This is a genomic window from Parabacteroides sp. ASF519 (assembly GCF_000364265.2).
In the GTDB taxonomy this organism is placed as follows: Bacteria; Bacteroidota; Bacteroidia; order Bacteroidales; family Tannerellaceae; genus Parabacteroides; species Parabacteroides goldsteinii.
The window spans coordinates 1,733,915-1,756,922 of sequence record NZ_AQFV02000006.1 but is presented as its reverse complement, the minus strand read 5'-3'; the positions used below and the strand labels follow the sequence as shown (position 1 = coordinate 1,756,922).

General features: G+C 41.6%; 11 protein-coding genes and 2 pseudogenes. 6 read left to right on the top strand and 7 right to left on the bottom strand.

Annotation, left to right across the window (positions count from 1 at the left end):
* Positions 1-7: 7 nt before the first annotated feature.
* Entirely contained in the window at positions 8-1,723 is a 1,716-nt protein-coding gene (locus C825_RS06810) for a RagB/SusD family nutrient uptake outer membrane protein (protein ID WP_010801937.1), read from the top strand.
* 157 nt (positions 1,724-1,880) lie between these two features.
* On the opposite strand, the pseudogene C825_RS27825 reads toward C825_RS06810, so the two are convergent.
* Positions 1,881-2,461, bottom strand: a pseudogene (locus C825_RS27825) (hypothetical protein).
* Positions 2,462-2,559: 98 nt separating this feature from the next.
* Here C825_RS27825 and C825_RS06795 point away from each other — a divergent pair.
* From C825_RS06795 to C825_RS27820, 3 genes and pseudogenes are all read left to right on the top strand, one after another.
* A pseudogene (locus C825_RS06795) lies at positions 2,560-2,768 on the top strand (DUF6808 domain-containing protein); the annotation flags it as partial.
* A 175-nt stretch (positions 2,769-2,943) separates the two neighbouring features.
* Entirely contained in the window at positions 2,944-3,705 is a 762-nt protein-coding gene (locus C825_RS06790) for a hypothetical protein (protein WP_010801936.1), read from the top strand.
* Between the two features lie 54 nt (positions 3,706-3,759).
* Entirely contained in the window at positions 3,760-3,870 is a 111-nt protein-coding gene (locus C825_RS27820) for a RagB/SusD family nutrient uptake outer membrane protein (protein WP_224265855.1), read from the top strand.
* Between the two features lie 210 nt (positions 3,871-4,080).
* On the opposite strand, the gene C825_RS06780 is transcribed toward C825_RS27820, so the two are convergent.
* The 6 genes from C825_RS06780 to C825_RS06755 form a co-directional block, all read right to left on the bottom strand.
* A complete protein-coding gene (locus tag C825_RS06780; RefSeq protein ID WP_010801935.1) occupies positions 4,081-5,985 on the bottom strand; it encodes a RagB/SusD family nutrient uptake outer membrane protein in 1,905 nt (634 codons plus the stop codon).
* A gap of 16 nt (positions 5,986-6,001) precedes the next feature.
* Entirely contained in the window at positions 6,002-9,433 is a 3,432-nt protein-coding gene (locus C825_RS06775; protein WP_010801934.1) for a SusC/RagA family TonB-linked outer membrane protein, read from the bottom strand.
* 688 nt (positions 9,434-10,121) lie between these two features.
* Positions 10,122-11,915, bottom strand: coding sequence for a RagB/SusD family nutrient uptake outer membrane protein (locus tag C825_RS06770; protein WP_007655038.1), 1,794 nt, complete (start codon positions 11,913-11,915; stop codon positions 10,122-10,124).
* A gap of 15 nt (positions 11,916-11,930) precedes the next feature.
* Complete coding sequence (locus C825_RS06765; protein ID WP_010801933.1) at positions 11,931-15,281, bottom strand: SusC/RagA family TonB-linked outer membrane protein; 3,351 nt, start codon at positions 15,279-15,281, stop codon at positions 11,931-11,933.
* A gap of 698 nt (positions 15,282-15,979) precedes the next feature.
* Positions 15,980-18,016, bottom strand: coding sequence for a beta-glucuronidase LacZ4 (gene lacZ4 / locus C825_RS06760; protein ID WP_010801932.1), 2,037 nt, complete (start codon positions 18,014-18,016; stop codon positions 15,980-15,982).
* Positions 18,017-18,429: 413 nt separating this feature from the next.
* On the bottom strand, positions 18,430-20,964 hold the full coding sequence (locus tag C825_RS06755; protein ID WP_007655042.1) for a TonB-dependent receptor: 2,535 nt from the start codon (positions 20,962-20,964) through the stop codon (positions 18,430-18,432).
* A 199-nt stretch (positions 20,965-21,163) separates the two neighbouring features.
* Here C825_RS06755 and C825_RS06750 point away from each other — a divergent pair, with 199 nt between their 5' ends.
* Entirely contained in the window at positions 21,164-21,796 is a 633-nt protein-coding gene (locus C825_RS06750) for a SagB/ThcOx family dehydrogenase (RefSeq protein ID WP_007655044.1), read from the top strand.
* A 104-nt stretch (positions 21,797-21,900) separates the two neighbouring features.
* Positions 21,901-22,992, top strand: coding sequence for a metallophosphoesterase (locus C825_RS06745; protein WP_007655046.1), 1,092 nt, complete (start codon positions 21,901-21,903; stop codon positions 22,990-22,992).
* The last annotated feature ends 16 nt before the right edge of the window (positions 22,993-23,008 follow it).

Sequence of the window (23,008 nt, the reverse complement as noted above, 5' to 3'; positions counted from 1 at the left end):
TTATAAAATGAAAAAATATATCATGTCTTTTTTAGCAGCCTTATTTACATTGACAGGCTGTTACGACCTGGACAGGGCTCCATACGACCAGTTGAGTTCCAGTACTTTCTGGCAGACGGAAGACCAGTGTAAGCAAGGTCTGATGGGAGTTTACGCCTCCCTGAAAAACACCGACCTGTACGGTAAAATGTTTATGATAGACGTCAACTCCGATGTCGCAGCCGGATATGACCAGTATGAAGCCCTTCAGCTGGGAACCTGTACCCCGCGTACCGGATTCCTGAACGGCAAATGGCAAAACGGATACAACGCCATTCAGCGTGCCAACCTGGCTATCCGCAGCATCGGCGAGGCTCCTATTGACGAAGTGCCTAAAAACCAGATGTTGGGCGAAGCCCGTTTTCTCCGTGCATTAATCTATTTCCACCTGCTGGACTATTTCGGAGGACTTCCCATATACGACGAAACGACCGATCTGGAAAAAGAGTTCAACAACCTACTGAAACCCAGAAGTTCTGCAGAAGAAACACGTGCTTTTATCCTTGCCGACCTGGAAAAGGCATTGGGCGCCGGACTTCCCGACCAATGGAACGATGCAAACTACGGACGTGTTACATTGTCAGCAGCCCAGGCCCTGTTGGGTAAGGTTTACTTGTACGACAAACAATACGACAAAGCCATCGAAAACCTGGAAAAATCCCAGGCTGGACATGCATTACATGATGACTTCGCTGAGTTATTCACTCCGACGGGCCATACCAGTTCCGAAATGATTTTCTCCATCATCAACCTGGGAGGAACAGGAAACAGCTACGGTATGCCTTTATGTTTCTATGCCGGAACCCGTAACTCCTATGGCAGTTGCTGGAACAATACGGTACCTTCCACCAACCTGGTCGACATGTATGAATACAAGGACGGACGCCCGTTCGACTGGGACGAAGTATTCCCCGGCTTCAACTCCGACAACCAGGTTAAGGAACGTGTATTCAGATGCACGGTCAACAGCGACGGTTCGGAAGTACTGGATATCCCGGCTGAATCGGAAAAAGTAAAAGAGATGTACGAACAGCGTGACCCGCGTTTATCGGCCACCGTTATCGCTCCTTACACAACTTATCTGGGATGGAACCGTAACCAGGAACGTCTGATGACTTTCATCTTCGCGAAAAACGAAAAAGGTGACGTTGTTGCCGTAAACGAAAATAACGGTTTCATGCGAAACAATAAGGGGGGATGGGAAACCTATTTCTGGAGAAAATTTGTACCGGAAGGCGACTGGAACGGACAAATTACCGACCGTGCCCATACCCCTGTTAACTTCCCGATTCTTCGTCTGGCAGATGTTTATCTGATGTTGGCAGAATGTTATAATGAAACGGGCAACCAGTCAAAGGCTGTCGAATACATCAACAAAGTTCGTGCCCGTGCCGGAATCGCCCTGCTGAACAGCGGTCCTTCTTATCTGGCCGCCAATACAAAGGATGAAGTATTCCAGCGTATTTTCCGTGAGAGAGCATTCGAGTTGGCTGGCGAAGGTATCCGCGACAGTGACCTGCGTCGCTGGAAATTATCCCATACTCTATTGAACAGAGATGAATTCGGCATCACAGGAAAACGTATGCTAACCCGTGTATTCCGCGAAAACCGCGATTACCTGTGGCCAATACCCGCTACAGAAATCGAAATCAATCCGGATTTGACACAGAATCCGAACTGGTAATAACCCATCTATTTCAAAAAAAGAGGAGGTGTGTCAAAACATCCAAAATATGAAAATCACCCCTACTACAGCTATGTGTGACAGGGGTGATTTTGTTGAAAAGAGAGTTTTGGCACACCCTCCTCTTTTTCCTGACTTCGTCAATGCGCCACCCAAATCATTTCGGTTCATCGGCGAAGTCAAATAGTGAGCGTATCGCCCGATGTTTATCAGTCAGGAATAGGGTCTTAGTATAAATTTCTTCATTTTCAGGCATCTTCACTCTGATGGTAGTAATAGTTTTGACGGCATCAAGTACCTTTCCTACGCTCAGGTCAATGTTCTTTTCTTTGATAATTCGCTCCAATTCCTTATATATTTTATAGGCGACAAAGCAAATGCAAACATGTGTGCTTCTATTCTTCGCGCAGGCTGAGATACACGTGCGATCACAAGATGTCGCAATATCTCGTCAGGTATGCAATTGAAGCCAATATTATCATAGATACAATCAAGCAGCAACTGAGTTCCGTTGATCAATACAGCATCCATATTGCCGACTACTCGCTTGGTCTCTTCGAGTTCTCGCTGACCTGCATAGCTGTTAATCCATCTTTAGGCGGCATCACACAAATTTTCCGTGTCTTCTATTGAGTCCGCGGTGCCAAAGCTCTTTATTTCCTCATACTTACCGGAGGATTTGCTTACTACAACGACACTGATAGTGCCAGAGCGGTTCTTTTTCTTGCGCACATACATGCCGCAAAATTACGTTTTTTAGCTTGCGCCACCTAAAATAAAAGATAACTCGTTGATAATCAATTCACGACGTGGTAGCGCAGAAAAGTGATGAAGTCAGGAAAGAGTACGTCACACAAAATTACAGGGCGTGGGTGAGCAGATATAATGTCGCCCTGGATAGTATAGATATTTTTCCGAAGACCGTCTATATAACAAAGAAAATACCTGCCCGCCTTTGGGGATTGGGCTGTCTGTCGGTTATGGGGCAGGACGATCCGGACTGTCGCCATATGTCGAAGTGGGGGTGTATTACAGGATTTGGTAATTTGATTTGATATTAATACTAAAGTTAGCCGTCTTGCTTGTGAGAGTAGGGTGTTTTTTGTGTTTAATAACATAATATTTAGCTTTGTGGTATGTAGATAAAATAATAAATTTAAAGCATTTATTAACTCTTTGTAGTTCTATAATCCATTTGTTTAACCTATTAAATTATTATTATGAAAAATCTATTATTTGCATCAGTGGCTTTTATGTTGTTTTTTGCGTGTAGCAACGAAACAGTATTTGATGAAAAGGATGATTCTACCATAGATTTCGTTACAAAAAGCATTAACGATAACGGCCCCTTTAATTTACATGATTGGAGAATAGAGGTTATTGGGGCTATTATGTATCATGGCTTTGATATGGGTCCATATTGGTCGGATTATGAGAGTAAAGGGAAAACTACATTCTTGACCGGACCTCTAACAATCGAAGAAACAATAGCACAATTTGGAGGATGTGTAGGATATAATATTTTAGGTCTTACGGATATTTCAAACTGGCTATATTCTTATAATATGCGTTATAATATTATATCTTTTCCTGGTCCACCTGATGATTCTAACACAGAATCTGATGGCTCTAAAAAGGAAGAAAAGACTGCGTGGGAGAAGCTTAAGGATAGGTATGAAGGAGCAGCATTTATAGAAGAGAACAATTGTCCTCCAGGATCTTCTTTTACTTATGCACAAGCTGCAGCTATTATGGCTCGAATGGATAAGCAAAAAGACGATGAGTTTCTGCCTTTTGTTTATATTAAAGCATATCCCTCCACCTCTAGTTTCAGTATTATATGCTGGAGTCTTTACGGGGCAGTAAACAACAAGACGACAGGACTTATTTATAGCAATCCTTATACTAGGATAGCTAGTGGCATTTTAGAAGCTTACAATAATCATATATATTCTGGGGTTACGTGTAGCGACCTTAATTAAGAAAGAGGCAGTCTCAAGATTTGAGCAAATTATGGGTTTAAAGGTGCAAATGAAATACCAAACAGAAGTTATTCGCCAATTGATATACCATTAATTCGTTATGCGGATGTAGTCCTTTCTTTAGCTGAATGTTTGAATGAACAGGGAAAAACAGATTTGGGGTGAACCTCAATATTCTTATACTTGGGGAGGTAACCATTTATACAACTGGGCTATTCCTAGGTCTGAAATTCTGATGAATGAAAACCTAAAACAAAATGAGGGTTGGATAGACTAATCCATTCTTATAAATTTCTATTTCATGAGGGTGTCAGATTACTTTGACACCCTCTTTCTATTATTCTATACAATCAACAAAGTGCGTGCTCGTATCGATTAGTATTCCCAACCCGGTGTAGGTGTCAAATTCGTATTAAGCTCTGTTTCACTCTTGGGGACAGGCCAAGTGTACCACTGGTCGCCAATCCAATCATAAACAGTACCTCCGGTACTCTCTGTTCCGCCCCATGCATGCTGGGCAACCTTTTCACTGAATTTTGTTTCTTTCAACGTACGCCAACGCATTTCATCAAAAAAGTTTATACCCTCATTCACAAACTCACGACGGCGTTCGTCACGCACATAGTTGCGTGCAATTGTCTGGTCGGCGAAGCTAGAAGCCATAGTCGGTATATCGGCACGGTCACGGACCTCTTTCACCTTGGCCATAGCACCTGCCAAGTCATTCTTTTCAACAAGTGCTTCGGCCCACATCAACAATACATCTGCATAACGAATGATAGGTTCATCTACCGGATTCTGCTCACGACGCAGGTATTCCAACCCCTCACCGATAAATTTACGATGAATATATTTAAATTCAGCCTGTGCATTCATAAAACCGGAAGCATAATAATCGCTCGGTAACTCCGGATTGGCATTCGGTTCGGCATTTGCCTGATCTGCATAATATTTACCAGCAACAGGCCAACGGAACGTGTACCACGCTTCTGCCGTAGAATTACTATTTACCCCCAAATAATTGGCATAAGGTGTCACAACATTGTAAGCCAAGCGCGGGTCACGATTGGCATATGCTGTTTTTAAACGAGCCTCATTACCTTCCGGCAAATAAATAGCCTGAATTTCTGCGGGCAATTTGGCCAGTTCTGTATCAACTGCCTTCGTAACCGTAGAATGGATTTCCTTTCCATTCACGAACTTATCGCGAATAAAGAATACTTTGCGATATTTCGTGTGTCCTTCGGCTGTCTCCATGTCAGTCACTTTCTTCCAATCAGACAAATAGTCCTCCCAAGCAAACTTTTTAACAGTCTGACCATTCACCTCTTCATAAAGGTTTACCAACGCAGGAGTCACCTGCAAGTCACCCCAACAGCCACGGCTATCTTTAGCTCCCTGGGTAAATGCTGCACAATACTTCTGTATTCCCGTACCATAACCCGTAGGATCTTCTATATACTGCACAGCCAAAATAATCTCTTCACAACGCTCGTTAGCAACCTTAAACAGCTGTTTGTAGTCCGGGAACAATTTGTAACCACACTCACCTACCTTAGCAAAGTCTGCTATTGCTTTATCATACTCCTTTGTCAACAGATATGCTTTACCACGCAAAGCATAAGCAGCCCCTTTACTTACTCGTCCTTCTCCTTGGATTTGATTGTCAGGTAAATTCGGCTCAGCTATAGCATCGCTTAAATCCTTAATAACTTGAGCCCATACCTCCTGTTCCGAACTTTGAGGCTTGTCACATTCAGACGGGTTCACCGGTTCCGTATACAAAGGTACCCCTAATCCGCCATTACCGAAAAGAATGTTCAAACGATCGTAAAAGAATGCACGAAGTACTTTACACTCAGCAATCAAACGAGCTTTTTTAGCTTCATTGATAGGAGCATTTTCAATACCAGCTATAGCGGCATTAGCCCGATGCACACCGTCATACATCCATTGCCATGTTTTTAAGAAAAACCCGTTACTGGGATTGACCGATTTAGTAAACAAGTTTTGCATGCCATACTCTCCCTGTCCGGTCATACCAAACGCATCATACCCATAATAACCAATCATGGCATCGGCACCAATAATTTGATTTCCATGGAAAGGTCTCTGCAAGGAGTAATACACGCCAATAACGCCCTGGTCAACGCTTTCTTCGGTAGTCCACATAGTACCACTGGAAAGCTTATCATTAGGTGCCGTATCCAAAATATCCGTACAGGATGTTGCGACTCCGAAAACAGCCGCCAATGTTAACAAATTAAATATCTTTTTCATCTTTATGTGCTTTTAATTAAAAGGTTACAGACAGACCTCCTGAGAACATACGTGCAATCGGGTATGCGGCAAGCGAGCCACCCAATTCAGGGTCTACGCCTGGGAATCTATCGGATTTGAAAGTCAACAAATTCTCTCCGGATACAAATACTCTCAAATTATTGATCTTTGCAGGTGCAACCCACTTCTTAGGCAATGTATATCCGATTTGTAATGATTTCAGCTTAACAAACGACGTATTATACAAATAGAATGTATTTGAAGGGGTAGTACCACCGGAAGTAAGCAGACGAGGATACTCGTTAGAGATTCGGGCATTCGGGTCAGCTGCAGGATCGTAGGAAGAACCGATGACAACGCCCTGCTCATTTTTAATGATGCCAGCATGTGAAGCTTCCGAATCGTAGAAATAATATCTGTTCCAAGCATCGCCAGGCAAAGCATCACCGGTATTAGTAATCATAGATCCATTTGCTCCTTTTGAATTAATGTAATGATAACCTCCAAAGCGTCCTGACCACATCATATTCAAATCAAAACCACGCCAAGAGGCATTGATATTAAAGCCCAAAGTAACCTTCGGAGTCGAGCTCTTACCGGTAAATTCGCGGTCATCATCATTTCCATATTTACCATCACCATTCAAGTCGGCCATGATCAAGTCGCCATACCATAAATTGGAACCATTCGAATTAATTTGTTTCAAATTATTATTGAAAGTATATCCGGCAGCCAACATCGCAGCCACCCAATCCAAATCGGCCTTCGTACGAATCATACCGTCACGAGGTCCTCCATTCGGATTAACACTACCGTCGGCCAACTTATAAGAACCGTCACCAGAATAAGGACGACGCAAGAAAAACTCATCTATCATGTGTCCTTCTACACGACGGGTATCACCTCCGGTAGAAACATCTGCCAAATTAGTATAACGCATTGTCGGATTACCCCAGATATCTTTGACATCTTCATCCAACTCATACCGCAATTCGCCTTTAAAATCGGTTACTCTATTCTTATTGAAAGCCAAGTTGATCCCTACGCCATAACGGAAATCTTTAATCTGATCGTTCCAACCCAAGTTCAGTTCAAGACCACGGTTAGACAAACTGGCTGTGTTTGACATAGGAGCACTGATACTACCCATTGTTTTATACATAATGGAATTAGTAAGAATATCCGAAGTCTTTCGCAAATAGAAATCAGCTTCCAAACTTAAACGTTGGTTAAGGAAAGAGGCATCCAAACCGATGTTATAAGTGGTCACTTTTTCCCAAGAAAGTGCCAGGTTTTGAATAGAAGATTGTATCAAACCATTTTGTACTCTTTCGTCAAACACATTGTTCACTTTCTTATACAAAGCTTGCCAGTCATAATTACCCCCTACGGTGTTACCCAACGAACCATAAGAAACACGAAGTTTCAAATTGTTAACTGCATTTTTGACGGGTTCGAAGAAAGATTCTTCACTGATACGCCAAGCAGCAGACCCGGATGGGAAAAAACTGCTACGATGTCCGGGAGCAAACTTGGAAGAAGCATCTGACCGGAAACTGAATTCAAACAAATAACGGTTATCATAAGCATAGTTTGCACGTCCGAAATAAGATAATATAGCATTCACCGACTTGGCACTACCACCAATGGATTGCATTTCCGCACCAGATGTTATATCAGTAATACTCCAATCTATCAAACCTTTCTTTGTTGCACTGAATCCTGTAGTTTCACCACGATACTGCTCATAACCGAACAAACCTGCCACATCGTGTTTCCCGAATGTATTGTTATAGCGTAACATCAAGTCAGCCGTATAACTGGTCGATTCATACGAATAACGATAAGTCGTAGCCTGGTCCAAGACACCTAATCCTTCTTTCGGTGTTTCAAAACTCTCGCGAAAACTATAACGAGGCAGGTTTTGAGAGTAATGTTCGTCTTGCCGGCTATACTGGCTCCAGTTGAATTTGGCTTCGGCTACCAAACCTTTCAAAGGTAACTCGACGTTGGCATACCATGTCGTATTGAGACGTGTATATGTATTCTGTCCTCCATTGGCTGCCACTCCTTGCAAAATATTATCCTTCTGGGTTACTTCCGGATGTTCGCTACATCCATACTTGCCATCATAGATAGGAGTCTGCCCGGGCCATGCCTGAAGCAAATAAGTCATAGACGTACTTCCCGGATCCTTGAACTCTTTGGTTCCATAGGTTTGTGTTCCGAAAGTAATGATATCTGCTATTTTTGTTTCTATATTGGCACGGATATTGAAACGTTCCATGCTTGTATTATCCAATGTACCCGGATTATTCTGATAACCCAGCGAAAGCAGATAAGTGGTATTCTTGCTACCTCCCGACACATTGACACCATATTTCTGATAAAAGGCGGGTTCAAACAAAATTTGTGCCCAGTCTGTATTCGGGTATGCCAACCAGTTTGGAATCTGTTGCCCTGTAACAGGATTCGTATAGATTCCGTTCGGATTCAAATCAGCTTGACGCCATTCTTCAATACTTTCAAGGCTATAGTCTGGTGTATTGGCAGTCGGGTTGGCATTCAGCTTAGCAATATTGTGCAACTCCATGAAATCTGCCGTACTTGACATCAATTTAAAATCGGTAATCGGCTTTTCCTGTGCAAACATAGCATTGAAAGTCACTCTTGGGCTTTCGTCTTTTTTCCCTTTTTTGGTTGTTACCAAAATAACACCGTTGGCTGCACGTGAACCATAGATTGCCGCCGCACTGGCATCTTTCAAGATTGAGATGCTTTCAACGTCATCCGTATTCAGCGGAGCCATATCAGCAGCAACACCATCGACCAATACCAATGGGCTACTATTGTTGAATGAACCTTGGCCACGCACCTGGATACCGATACTTTCGTCACCAGGGTTACCACTTCCTTGAGTAACGCGTACACCTGGAGCCGCGCCCACCAAAGCCTGTCCGAGGTTCATCACCGGGCGGTTGGCTATTTTTTCCGCACTAACGGATGCTACCGAACCTGTCAGGTTCACTTTCTTCTGCGTACCATAACCAACTACTACCACTTCTTCCAACGCTTGCGAGTCTTCTTTTAGGTTAATAGAAAATGACGTTTGGTTTCCTACAGGGATCTGTTGTTCCACGTACCCGATAAAAGTTATAACCAAAACAGCATTAGGAGAAACTTCCAGATTGAATTTACCGTCCATATCGGTGATCGTTCCGTTAGTTGTGCCCTTTTCGACAACATTGGCTCCGGCAATCGGTCCTAAAGCGTCCTCAACTGTTCCTGTTACTATCTTCTTCGCTTGTTGAGGAGAAGCAACAAGCGCATCGGAAACGGGAATCTCTATTCCCGGATTGGCTGAAGCCAACCCCACAGATGTCAAAAGCATAGTTGCTCCTAAAAACATCCGTTTTGATAAATAAAAACGATTAAAATCCTTCGTCATAATAACACCAGATTTAGTTAATGAATAAATTGTGTTTGCGCACACCAAATCACTGCAACTTGTTGTGCAAGAATTTTAGCCCGTTCGTTTCACATAAAAAGGAAATAGTCCTAGCTGGACTGTGTCCATTTATTCATTAACTAATTATTAGATTTTGGCTCATCAGTAATTTTTTACAAATAAGAAAACAACTGAGAATAAAGCTCTTTCTCTTTTTGTTTTTCAATAGCAGAACAAAAGTAGTTTAGAAAAGTCGTTGGAATTCTATTACTTAATATTAATAGAAAAACAGTAATTGATATAACCTAATTTTGAGAAATGAATGTTCTATTTCTACCTGCCAGAACTTCAATAGTTAGTGCAAATTGACCATAATCTATGCACTATATTCATATACAGCCCATTACTATTGTGTTAATTTTTTATTTTTGGACAATAAATGCACCAATATTAGACAAAAATGTATGTTAACAGATCATACGATGTGTTACTTTTGTGCCGTACTGTTTTGTTTCATGATATGGACACAGTCCAGCTAGAACTACACTCTCCACAAAAAAAAGGATAAGGCATTAATCAATAACACCTTATCCCATAAACATTTCCTCATCAAAAGAACTTCTTACAATTCCTGTTTAAGGATTATTCTTTTAACAGAGTAACTATTCGGTAGAACAGATCTCGATAATTAGTTTATCCAACCATCATTCTGAACCAGATTGCTATTTCTTTCACATTCCGTGCTTGGAATAGCCCAGGTATAAAGATAATCTCCACCCCATGAGAACGGATTTACGACAGTACCCCAGATTTCTTTGGAACCATCACCAGTTTTACACCAGTCACCGATCGTTCTCCAACGAATTTCGTCATACAGGTTAACACCTTCCAAAGATAATTCCCAACGACGTTCGTTACGGATACGGGTACGCATATTTTCCTGGCCACTTACATAAGTAGGTTTACCGGCATCTGTTGTCTGCAATAATGCAGCACCGGCTCTCTCACGTACAGAGTTTACCAAATCAACAGCTTCCTGCTTAAAGCCTTGTTCATTGATAGCTTCTGCCAACATTAAGACTACGTCTGCATAACGGATCAACGGATAATCCCAGGGGCAATATTCACGATTAGGAGTTTCAGACGATCCTTCCGCAACAAATTTGCGATACAGATAGTAGAACAAAGTCTGGCTATCCGTTCTCAGGTCATACGGTTCGACTTCATCCGAGTTGGTTGCCGGCCAACGCAAGGTATAAGTATATTCTTTTGAACCGATTGCCCCGTTATATTCAGCATACGGAGTAATGACAGTCGCTTCCAGACGAGGATCGCGATTTTCGTAGGCTTTACGCAAACGGGCTTCATTTCCGGAAGGTAGATATTTAGACATATCAGCTCCATTTTTCACGGCCAGTTCAAAACCTGCACGCAGTTTTGATTTTATATCTTCCGAATAAGTATCCCACTCACCGACAGTATCGCGGAGGAAGAAAACCACACGTTCTTTAGGAGTCATCTCATTATATCCCGGTAGGAAGTCATTCCAGTTAAACGGCTTACCGTCTGCACATTCAAATGATTCCACCCAGTTTACACTCGGCAGATAACTATTCCAGCAAGAACCAAAAGAAACACGTGAACCTAACCAGAATTGTGTTTTGGAACCATAATCTTTGATACCAATATTCTGTTCCGAGAAAATCATCTCATCACATTGTTCATTATCTGTTTTGAAGAGTTGTTTGTAATCCCCCTGAAACAATGCAAAACCGACATCTCCGACTTTACGCAAAGCAGCTTCCGCTTTTGCATAATCTTTCATCCACATATATGTCTGTCCCAGCAAAGCATATGCCGCACCTTTCGTTGCACGACCATAATTGGCATCACCTTTCGCATACTTATTCGGCAAATTAGCACTGTTGATGCAGTCGTTCAAGTCGGAGATAATAACTTCCCATACTTTGTCAGCCGTTTCACGTCCATTGGTACACTCGCTGTCTTCCACCGGTTCCAGATAAACAGGAACACCCTGGAATACACGGTTCAGACGGAAATAATAGTAAGCACGCAAGAATTTGGATTCAGCGATCAAACGATCTTTCTTTGCATCATCCAATGGAGCTTCCGGTAAATGGGCTATGGCATCATTTGCACGGTGAATTCCTTCATACAACTGTTTCCAGGTATCAGAGAACAAACTATTGCCGGCAGTAATTGTTCCATTCAACAAATCCTGAGGATCACGGGCCTGACCGGCAAATCCCATAGCGTCTTGTGTAAACATTTCATGTGCAACCTTTGCCTCGCGCAATGTGGCATAGATACCATTCACACCCATATCACACATCGTTTCATTTCCCCACATGGCTCCGGAACCTACCTTATCGTATGGATTCGTATCCAACAAATCAGGTTTACAAGCTGTCATAACCGAAGCAACAGCTGTAACAACTAATATTTTATTTACTAATTTCATTGTCTTTTCTCTTTTTTAGAATGTAACACTAATACCCGCAGCAAACTGGCGTAAAGACGGATAGTTTGTAGTTGCCCCCATTTCAGGATCCTGACCGGGGAATGATGTTATGGTAAACAAGTTTTCACCAGACAGATATACACGAACCCTTTCTGCAGAAATTTTTTCTGTCAGAGTTACAGGCAATGTATAGCCGATTGTCAGATTCTTCAATTTCATATAAGTACCGTTGTACAAATAATAATTGCTGGTTTGACGGCTCTGTTTCGAGTTTTCTACCAAACGGGGAATATAACCATTCAGATTGGTTCTCGAATCAGTCGGATTTTCAGGATCGTAGAAGTAATGATCATTCGCAACCCGCTCAGATGTTGCAAAACCATTTCTGATTGCTACACTATTATACGGATCTTCTTCCCAATACAGTTTGAAACCACCGTTGCCAGCCCACAACATACTTAAATCGAAGTTTTTCCAACTGGCGCTGATATTGATACCATAACCGAACTTAGGCATAGCTGAAGATCCTTGAAAGTCATAATCATAAGAACTACCGTAAATACCGTCGCCATTCAAATCCGCATAAATCAAATCACCGTAATAGATATTATTCCGACCGACACTCTGGTTTGGCATAAATTTGTAACCAGCATCAATCATGGCATTCAACCATTTCATATCACCTTCCGTACGGATCATACCATCTTTCGGGCCACCATTTATATTTACGGAACCATCGCTGTTAAAATGGGTTCCATTACCGGAATAAGTATTCAATGTATAATATTCTTTGATCGGATGTCCTTCTACGATACGTCCCTTATCTTTATCCACAGATACATCACCGATATTCGATTGCCATACTTTCTTACCGTCTTTCTCCACCCAACCGGCTTCATACTTACCCAGATATTTTGTTACCTCATTATGATTGTAAGAGAAATTGGTAGAAACAGCATAATTGAAATCACCTACATGGTCTTTCCAGCCTACAGTCAATTCAAAACCGCGGTTCGTAACCTCAGCCGTATTCATGGTCGGAGGAGTCTTAATACCCATTGTCAAGTGAAGGTTCGGAGTTGTCAGGATACCATCCGTTACCTTATTATATACGTCCAACTCTGCTGTCAAACGGTTATTAAGAAAACCGGCATCCACACCAAAGTTCGTAACAGTCGTGCTTTCCCATTCCAGACGCGAGTTACCGATCCTGTTCTGTGCCAAAGCAGCAGCCTGAGCCCCTCCAAAAGAATAATTATAAGTCTTATAAGTAGCCTGATAACCATAATAGTCCTGGTAACCATCCTTATCTGTAATGCGGTTGTTACCTATTTGTCCCCAGGAAGCACGGATTTTCAGGTTAGATAACCAGCCGATATTCTTCATAAATTCCTCTTCAGACAAACGCCAGGCAGCTGAGAATGACGGGAAGATACCCCAACGCGAATCGGAATTGAAACGGGAAGAACCGTCATAACGGAAGTTAGCCTCAAACAGATATTTAGACAGATAAGCATAATTCAAACGGCCGAATACAGAACGAAGTGCTTCGTCTTTCGCCGTACCAGTACTGGTCTGCATTTCTGTGGCTGCATCGGGAACACTGATACTCGGGTCTATCAAACCCTTTTTCTGTTGCTTATGCTCGTATTGTTTATAGAAATATTCGTTGTAACCAACCATTACATTCAAATCGTGACCACCTTTGAAGCTCTTGTCATAACGCAGGATATTTTCAAGCGTATATGTTTCTTCCGCATACGACTTCCAAGTTGTCGTCATCTGGTCCGGAGTCGTTGCTGTAGAAGCAATCTCACCATTACTGAAGGTATAGCGGGCCAACGGAACTGTATGTGAGTTATATTCGTCAAAACGACGTCCGTAATTAAAGTTGAAGTCCCAGCTCAGACCTTCCATAAACTTGATCTTACTATACATCGTTGTATTAAAACGGGAAGAACGGTTTTGTCCGTCGGTCTGTTTCAGATATGCCCCAATATTATTAGCGGTAGAGCTTTCTTCGGCAGCTTCCTTATATCCCATTTTTCCATCATACATACCAATCAAACCCGGGGTAGTCTGGCGGATAAAGTTCAACATACCGGTATCAGCGTAATTACCCTGATCCTTATCGTTCATAATAGCATATGTACGGGTTCCCAAGGTCAACCATTTGTTTACATTCGCTTCTACGTTGGCACGCAATGTGTAACGTTTCAAACCGGTGTTTTCCACCAAACCTGGGTTATCCATATAACCGGCAGACAGTAAAAATGTAACCTTTTCACTTCCTCCGTTCACGGACACGACATGGTCCTGAACCAGATTATTTTTATACATTTCTTTGTTCCAGTCCGTATTCGGATAAGCCAGCCAGTTAGGGACACCGTTTGCATTCAGACCATTCGGATCTGCATTGGCAGCTTCCCAGGCTTCGATTGTTGCTGCTGAAAATACATCATTGTAACCCTCATTGAATTTGGCTTCATTGATCAAACGCATATGCGTAGGATAATCCGTTACAAAATCGAGCAGGTTAGATGGCTGAGCCATAGAGAAAGTACCTGAATAAGTTACACGGATCTTTTCACGGTTACCTTTTTTCGTTGTGATCAAAATTACACCATTGGCAGCACGTGAACCGTAAATAGCAGCCGATGCAGCATCTTTCAATACGGAAATCGTCTCAATATCCTGCGGATTGACAGCATCCATCGAGGCTTCCATTCCATCGACCAAAACCAACGGACTGGCATTGTTCAATGTACCTGTACCACGAACACGGATCGTAGCACCGTCGTCGGTCGGATTACCTTTGCTTTGCATAACCTGCAAACCGGCAGACAGACCTCCCAAGGCTGATGATACGTTTGTAATAGGACGGCTGGCAGCTTGTTCTGTAAAATCTACGGAAGAAACAGAACCTGTTAAATTCACTTTCTTCTGCGTACCGTAACCAACAACTACTACCTCATCCAATGCCTGGGAGTCTTCCTTCATCTGGATTTTGAAGGAAGTTTGGTTACCTACTGTAATTTGCTGTTCCGTATAACCAATAAAAGAAACAACCAGAACTGCATTAGGAGAAACATTCAACGTAAATTTACCATCCATGTCAGTAATAGTTCCGTTCGTGGTTCCCTTCTCAACTACATTTGCTCCGGCAACCGGACCAAACTGATCTTCTACTACTCCACTCACCGTTTTCTGTGCTTGCTGTGGAGAAGCCATGAAAACATCTGATTCTGGAACATTCATTCCCAGAGCTGTCGGACTGGCCGATGCAACTCCCACAGATGCAAGGAACATCGTAGCTCCTATAAACATCTGTCTTGAAAAATAATAACGATTAAAATCCTTCGTCATAATAACACCAGATTTAGTTAATAAATTGATTTTGTTTGCGCACACTAAATCTTGTCGACTTAAATGTGCAGGAATTTTAGTTTTGTTCGTTTCTACCAAATGAAATAGTCCTGTGTGGACTATGGACTATTATTATTCAAGAATCATTGTTTTTTTAGAGTCAAATATTAGTTTTCACAACGTAGATAGTAGTTTTGACAAATTCTATTTTTCAATTGGAGAGCAGTGATTATCATAGGAGAATGACAGGAGAAATTTTCAGCATAATATTAACGATGATAATCGCCAATAGAATAATAACAATCTTTTTTTATCTTGTATTTCTACCCCTCTTCATTCGGCTGAATTTAGAGATATCTTACTAACTGAAACAATCGGTCAAAATATACTTGGCTTATATACAAGCTATTATACATCTGTTAATTTTTCAGCTATGGACAATTTATACATATCTATTAGACAAAAATGTATGTTTATATTTTATACAATCTGCTACTTTTGTCCCGTTCTGTTTAGTTAAAATAAAAGACATAGTCCACACAGAACTATATTCACAAAAATAAAAAGGGATAAGGTATTAATCACTAACACCTTATCCCATAAAGACTTTCCTACTAAATAATTCCCAATAACCTTTATTAAATTACCATTCTTTTTGCAAGAACTACAATTCAGTAGAAAAAAACCATCTATTATGTTTACTTACAAGTCCAGTTTACTGTATCAGTTATGTTGTTTTTCTTCTGTATGCCACGCACTTCAATTGTATTTTCCCCGTCTTTCAGGTTTACACCATTCCAAACAAAAGTGGCATAATTATCCGGTCCCTGTACACCTATACTTTTTCCGTTTACGAACAATTCAACCTGGGGAAGATTAGAAAATACCATTATATCGGTCACTTTCGTATCACGGTCACGATGACGGCGGTTAGCGATATAAACGAATTTGTCATCCTTATTCCAGTTCGCTTTATAATAATAGAAAGCATCCTTCTTCACTTTACGGTCAAAAGTAACCAGACCTTTGTCATTGATTCCCGGACGATCGCCTTCCGTACGGTGAGCGGCACCAAAGTCAAACAGGTTCCAGATAAACGATCCCCACACAAAAGGGCGTTCTGCAATAGCCTCCCAGTTGCCCATATGATAGAAAGTCTGGAAGTTTTCCGGATGCCACCAGCCCGAAGCAACACCAGGTTTAATAGAGTCCTGCTGATGATAGATACTTGCCCCGGCACCATATTCACTGATACCGATCTTATAATCCGGATGCGCCTTATGATTAGCGTCCAGCCATTTTCCCATATCCGAAGGAGAACCGCCATACCAACCGAAATACTGGTTCCAGGCAATCACATCGGTTATTTTACTGATATCGCTATCGTACGACAGGAAGCTGGCAGCCGTTGTCGGACGCGTCGGATCTTCCTGATGAGCTAATTCATTCAACTCTTTGATATATTCAATCGGATTATCACCATGTGTTTTCAGTTCGTTGAACAATCCCCAGAAACAAATGGACGGGTGATTGTAGTGCTGGCGAATCAATTCTTTCAACTGTTCTTTACCATTTTCGCGGAAAGAAGGCAGATCGTTGAATCCCCTGTCCTGATAACCGCCCGGACCAATGAAAGGAATTTCCGCCCAGGCAACGATACCATATTTATCCATCAGATCATAAAAATAAGTAGCCTGCGGATAATGAGCCAGACGAATCGCATTCGTTCCCATCTCGGCAATGATGGCAGCATCTTCTTCATGGTGTTCTTTATACAACGCATTTCCGCGTTCGGCACGGTCCTGATGGCGGCACACACCGTGCAGTTTCAGATGTTCCCCGTTCAGGAAGAAACCTTTTTCTGCATCCACATGATAAAAGCGCAAGCCCAGCGGCTGAGTTACCTTATCTATTTCCTGTCCGTCAGCCAGCAATGTCACTTCCGTACGATACATAAACGGATCTTTCCGCCCATTCCACAAATGAGGATTTTTAATAGAAAATTCCAGTCCTGCGGTATGTATCTGATTTGCATCCACAGTCAGATTTATATCCTGCTGCTGCACAATCTTGTTTCCATCCCAGATTTTCACATTCACCTGTACCGGTTTTGACGTGGACGAACCGTTTGAAACCAAGACTTTAGCTTTCACATCCGCCTGTTCTTTCGTTACATTATTTTGTATCAGATAAACTCCGGAAGAAGCATAATCGGTCAGTGAAATATTTACCGGATCGGTAATGATCAGGTTTACATCACGATAAATGCCGCCATAGAAATTGAAATCACCGACCAACGGCATGATATCCAGTTGCAAGGCATTATTCACCTTTACCAATATCTTATTCTCGGCACCATACTGTACTTTATCTGTTATTTCAAAAACAAACGCACCGTAGCCACCTCGATGTTCACCCAGGCAAACTGAATTAACAAAAACCGTTGCGATTGTATTGACGCCTTCAAAACGCAGGAACAAACGTTTTCCTTTCCACTCGGGTTTTACGAAAAGAGTTTTTTCATAGTTACCCATTCCACGGTAATAATCCTGTTTACCGGATAAGGCATCGCCACTATTCCATGTATGAGGCAGATTGACTCTTTGTTCACTCTTCTTCTGCACCTGATGCGAGAAACGGAACATCCAGTCGTTATTCAAAAGTATCTCCTTACGGGATGCATAAGTAAATGTGCTGCAAAGTACCAGCAACAAACCAATAATAATGTGTTTCATGTTATTTATTTCTGATTCCGGTAACAAAGATAAAACGAACCTTTCGATAGGAAAGACACTTTTTGTCTAAGAAAAGGTACTTTTTTGTCCAAATATGCCTTTTTATGAATAGCGGACAGTAAAAAATTCATTAGCTTTACATCGAATCTTCATACCGTTCTTCATTACTCATCTATAGTATGTTAGAAGATTTTTCACCCTATCTATTTAGCGGCTGATAATTGTCAGCCGTTTGGTCGATAATTATGAGCCAATCGGCCGATAATTATGAACCGTTCGGTTGATGGTTATCAACCATTGATTAGTTGCCGTAGTAATTAGAATTAGTAAGGCTGGTAAATGAATACAGATCGTATAGAAACCCAAAAAAGCCCGGACAAAAATCCGGGCCTTTCAGATATTATAATTAAAAATTACATCGACTGCTCTCCGCCGCCCTGATTATTTTCACCACCGCCTTTTGAGTCATCATTGCTGATACCACGGCGTACTTTCTTGATTTGTCCTTTCATTGTTCCGAAGCGGTAAGAGACACTGAAACGGAACTCACGGGCACTACGCCAGTTGGTTGACACATTACGGAACCCTTCCCCATTAGTAGTCATCTCCATCTTCATCGTTTTCCAGAACGGATTGTTTGCACCGACAGAAACGGACAATTTCTTTTTCAGGAAATCCTTACTAACATTCAGACCTGCAAAATAGAAAGGCGACTGCTTACCTTGTAACATGATCCACGGACTGAAATAACCGCCATTCAAGTTAATACGAAAATCTTTAGGTAGTGTAAATTGCGTACCTGCAAATACACGTCCACTAACACCATCTTTCTTCAAATCCAAAGTAGGAGCTTTCAGGTCTGTATAATCAAGTCCACCATTCATATAAATACGGAACCAAGTTGTAGGCGACCAGTTTCCATACAGAAACATACCAACTTGCTGTTTCTTACCTATATTATCATAGGTATTCCACATAGCACCGTTATATTGCGAACGAGGATCGTCTACCGGAAAATCAGCTGTAAAAGAATAACGTTCAATCGGATTATTTACAAATGTGTAACTCAGACTAGCATTGATACTGAACTTTTGAGTAAACTTACTGAAGTTCAGGTTCACATTATTACTCTTTTCCGAATCCAGATTCGGATTACCCTGAGAGATATTTTGAGGGTCCACATCGTTAATATACGGATTCAGATACCAGATACCCGGTCGTTGAATACGCATATTATATCCCAAACGGATTTGAGTAGACATGTCTATCTGATAAGTTAAAGTAGCATTCGGTACCACATCAAAATAATTGGTACTGAAATCCATATCCGGTTTGCGAGCAAACTCAGCCTTTAAACTTGTTCCTTCAGCACGTACACCAGCTTTAATTCCAAACTTGTTTAAACGTATCAGGTAGCCCAGATAAGCCGAGTAAATATGTTGTGTATGGCGAAACTGGCTGTTATCCCGAGAATGATCCTCCCACATTTTCGTCGAATCATTATAAATCTGTTCCAACGTATTACTTTTATTCTGACGATTGATATATTTTACACCCGCTTCCAATGTCTGCTTATTAAAAAGTGGAGTTGTATAATCAATCTGTCCGGTATGTTCTATCGTAGAGGCATCATTAATATTCCATTTGGGATATTCATTAGACAGATAGTAATTAACAACATCAGAAAGTTCGGTATTACTTTCACTGTCGTTCGGAGATTGACTGAAACGATAAGAAACGGTCAACAACTCATCTTTTTTAGAAGTAGAATGCTGATAATCCACATTCAAATCTGTAGAACCGAAAGTTCCTTCAGAAACACTGTTACGATGAAATTTATAAATCGGAGATGAATTGAATTCGTCTCCCAGTGGGTTTAATACAGCATCCAACTCCGATAAGTTTTTAGATTTTCCGCGGAACAAATTGGCACCAACACTTATTAAATTCAATGTATCAATTTCATAACTAGCTTCCAGATAACCATATTGGAACGGTCCTTTATACTTGCTACGCCCGTCTTCTATTAATTTAGTTGGTCTACCTTCTGCCAAACGATCTTCATCTGTTTCACGTTCACTATGTGAATCATTCCAAGGTGAGTTACGGTTGTTATAACCATAGTTTGCCGTAAGCCCTAAATTTCCGACCTTCAATGAAACATATCCACCGCCGCCAAAGCTACCTAATGTACTTGCATTCGCACGAACCGTACCAGTATATCCCTGCATTGCATTTTTTGATGTGATAATATTGATAATACCTCCTACGCCTTCTGCATCATATTTGGACCCCGGATCTGTAATTACCTCAATATTTTTGATTGAACTTGCCGGCATACTCTTCAATACGTCTGATGCGTTTTCACCGCTCAACAGGTTAGAAGGTTTACCATTCATATAAATTTTGTAGTTTGAAGAACCCTTCAACTGGATTTTATCTTCACCATCCACGGTTATCATCGGGACTTTACGGAACATTTCCAACGCATTGTTAGTCTTGGCTTCCGGATCATCATCCAGACTATAGGTAATTTTATCCACTTCCACCGTTACCAATGGTTTCTGGGCAACAACCGTTACTTCATTGATCTGCTGGGTGTCATCGTTCATAAACAACTTACCCAGATTCAAGCTTTTCTTACCTTCAGACAATGTAAAGCGTTTTACGGCAGGAAGCTTTCCTAAAGATTGCATAGACATGATGTATGTACCGGGTTGTTTTAATGTGGTGGTAAACTTTCCATCATCATCACAGGCCAACAGTTTGATCGCTTTCTGGGGCGCATTTGCCAAAGCGATACTCAACGTGGCATAAGGAACTGTTTCATTAGACAGGGAATCAACTACCTGTCCCTTGATCGTGTAATCAGCGGCATTCTGGTTCTGCGCACACAAAGGCACAGTCATCATCAACACCAACACTAAGTAGAGCAGTTTTTCTTTCATCAAATTAAAAAAATTTAGAGGTTATCGATTGATTTATTATATTTATTACTAAAAAATAGTGTAAACCCGATGCAAATGTATAAGTTTCTACGAAACCTTCGTATTTAGCGGGATTAAAGATTTGTAAAAGATGTATTTTGCTGTTCGATTAGATGAATTTGTTTTAAATTTGTAGGAATTACTATTAATAAATATAGATATGAGAAAGATTTCAATCATTTTAACCGCTTTATTATTCATTTCCGTTATGAATGCACAGGATCTTAAAGTCATTAAACTCAATGCTCCGGACAAGGCTCGCGGAACAGCTGTTATGAAAGCATTTTCCGACCGTCATTCCGACCGCGAATATGCAGCGAAAGAACTAAGCGCACAGGATCTTTCAGATTTGTTATGGGCTGCCAACGGCATTAACCGTACAGACGGAAAACGCACGGCTCCGTCGGCTTTGAACAAACAGGATATCGATGTGTATGTTATTATGAAAGATGGCGCTTATCTATATGATGCAAAAGCCCATGCACTGAATCCGATAGCAAAGGGAGATCATCGTGCTGCCGTTGGAGGAGGACAGGATTTCGTTAAAGATGCTCCCGTTTGTCTCGTTCTGGTATCCGATCTTTCCCGTTTCGGTAATGTCGGGGATCACACAAAACTGATGGCGGCAATGGATGCCGGTATCGTTTCACAAAATATAAACTTATGTTGTGCTGGTATAGGATTGTCTACAGTACCCAGAGCAAGCATGGATCAGGCCGCACTGAAAAAAATCCTCAAGCTGACGGACAGCCAGGTATTGATGATGAATAACCCGGTTGGTTATCCGAAATAAATCAGACATTGTCAGATGTGAAACATTTTTCTACTTATACGCCAAAACCTTTTTTCACAAATGAATTGAAGATTATTATGTACATTTGCCGAAAATTTGACAAAATGCCTACAATTTTCATCGCTCTTTTTTGCGCTTACTTTGCAGGGAATATTTATATATTTATCAGAGGGGCACAGACGCTTGTGGCCCAGCCTTTCGGCGTAAAGGTGCTTCTGACAGTTCTATTCTGGAGTTGTGCACTTGCATTCGTAGTCAGTATGCTGGCAAGGAATGTAAAATATCCGGATGTGATGGCACATACCATACATGAGGTGGGAACCGGTTGGCTGGTTTTTACTTTATATATGGTATTATTCCTGGTTGCGTTCGATATATTCAAACTTTTCAACGGGAGTTTTAAATATGGGTTTTACATTTCACTCCTACTGACGCTCAGCCTATTAAGTTACGGTTACTATCATTATCAACATCCGAAGACACAAGTTTTCAACATAGTTATCAACAAGGTTGTCAACAGTAATCAACAACCGCTGAAAGTTGTTGCCATAAGCGACATCCACCTGGGTTACGGCACAAACAAGGCACAGCTGAAGAAATATATAAGCATGATCAATGCCGAACAACCGGACCTGATCCTGATCGGAGGAGATTTGATAGACAACAGCGTAACACCTCTTTATGCAGAGAATATGCAGGAAGAGCTTTCGCAACTGAAAGCACCGCAAGGCATTTATATGGTTCCGGGAAACCACGAATATATCAGCGGAATAAAGAAAAGCGTTGATTTTATCCAATCGACCCCGATCAAACTGTTACGCGACACAGTAGTTACACTCCCCAACGGGCTTCAGATAGCCGGACGTGACGACCGTCATAATCCGTCACGCTTATCCCTTCAGGCTTTATCGCAAAACATTGACCCGGATAAACCTGTTATTCTTTTGGATCATCAGCCGTATGACCTGCAGGAAACAGAGAAAGCCGGCATAGACCTTCAATTCAGCGGACACACACATCGGGGACAAATCTGGCCGATGAACCTGCTGACAGACCGCTTGTTCGAGCAAAGTTATGGATACAGACAATGGGGTAACAGCCATATCTATGTATCTTCCGGCTTATCACTCTGGGGACCTCCTTTCCGGATCGGGACGAACAGCGAGATGGTCGTATTCAATATTGCATTCAAATAAAGCCCCGCAAGGCAAA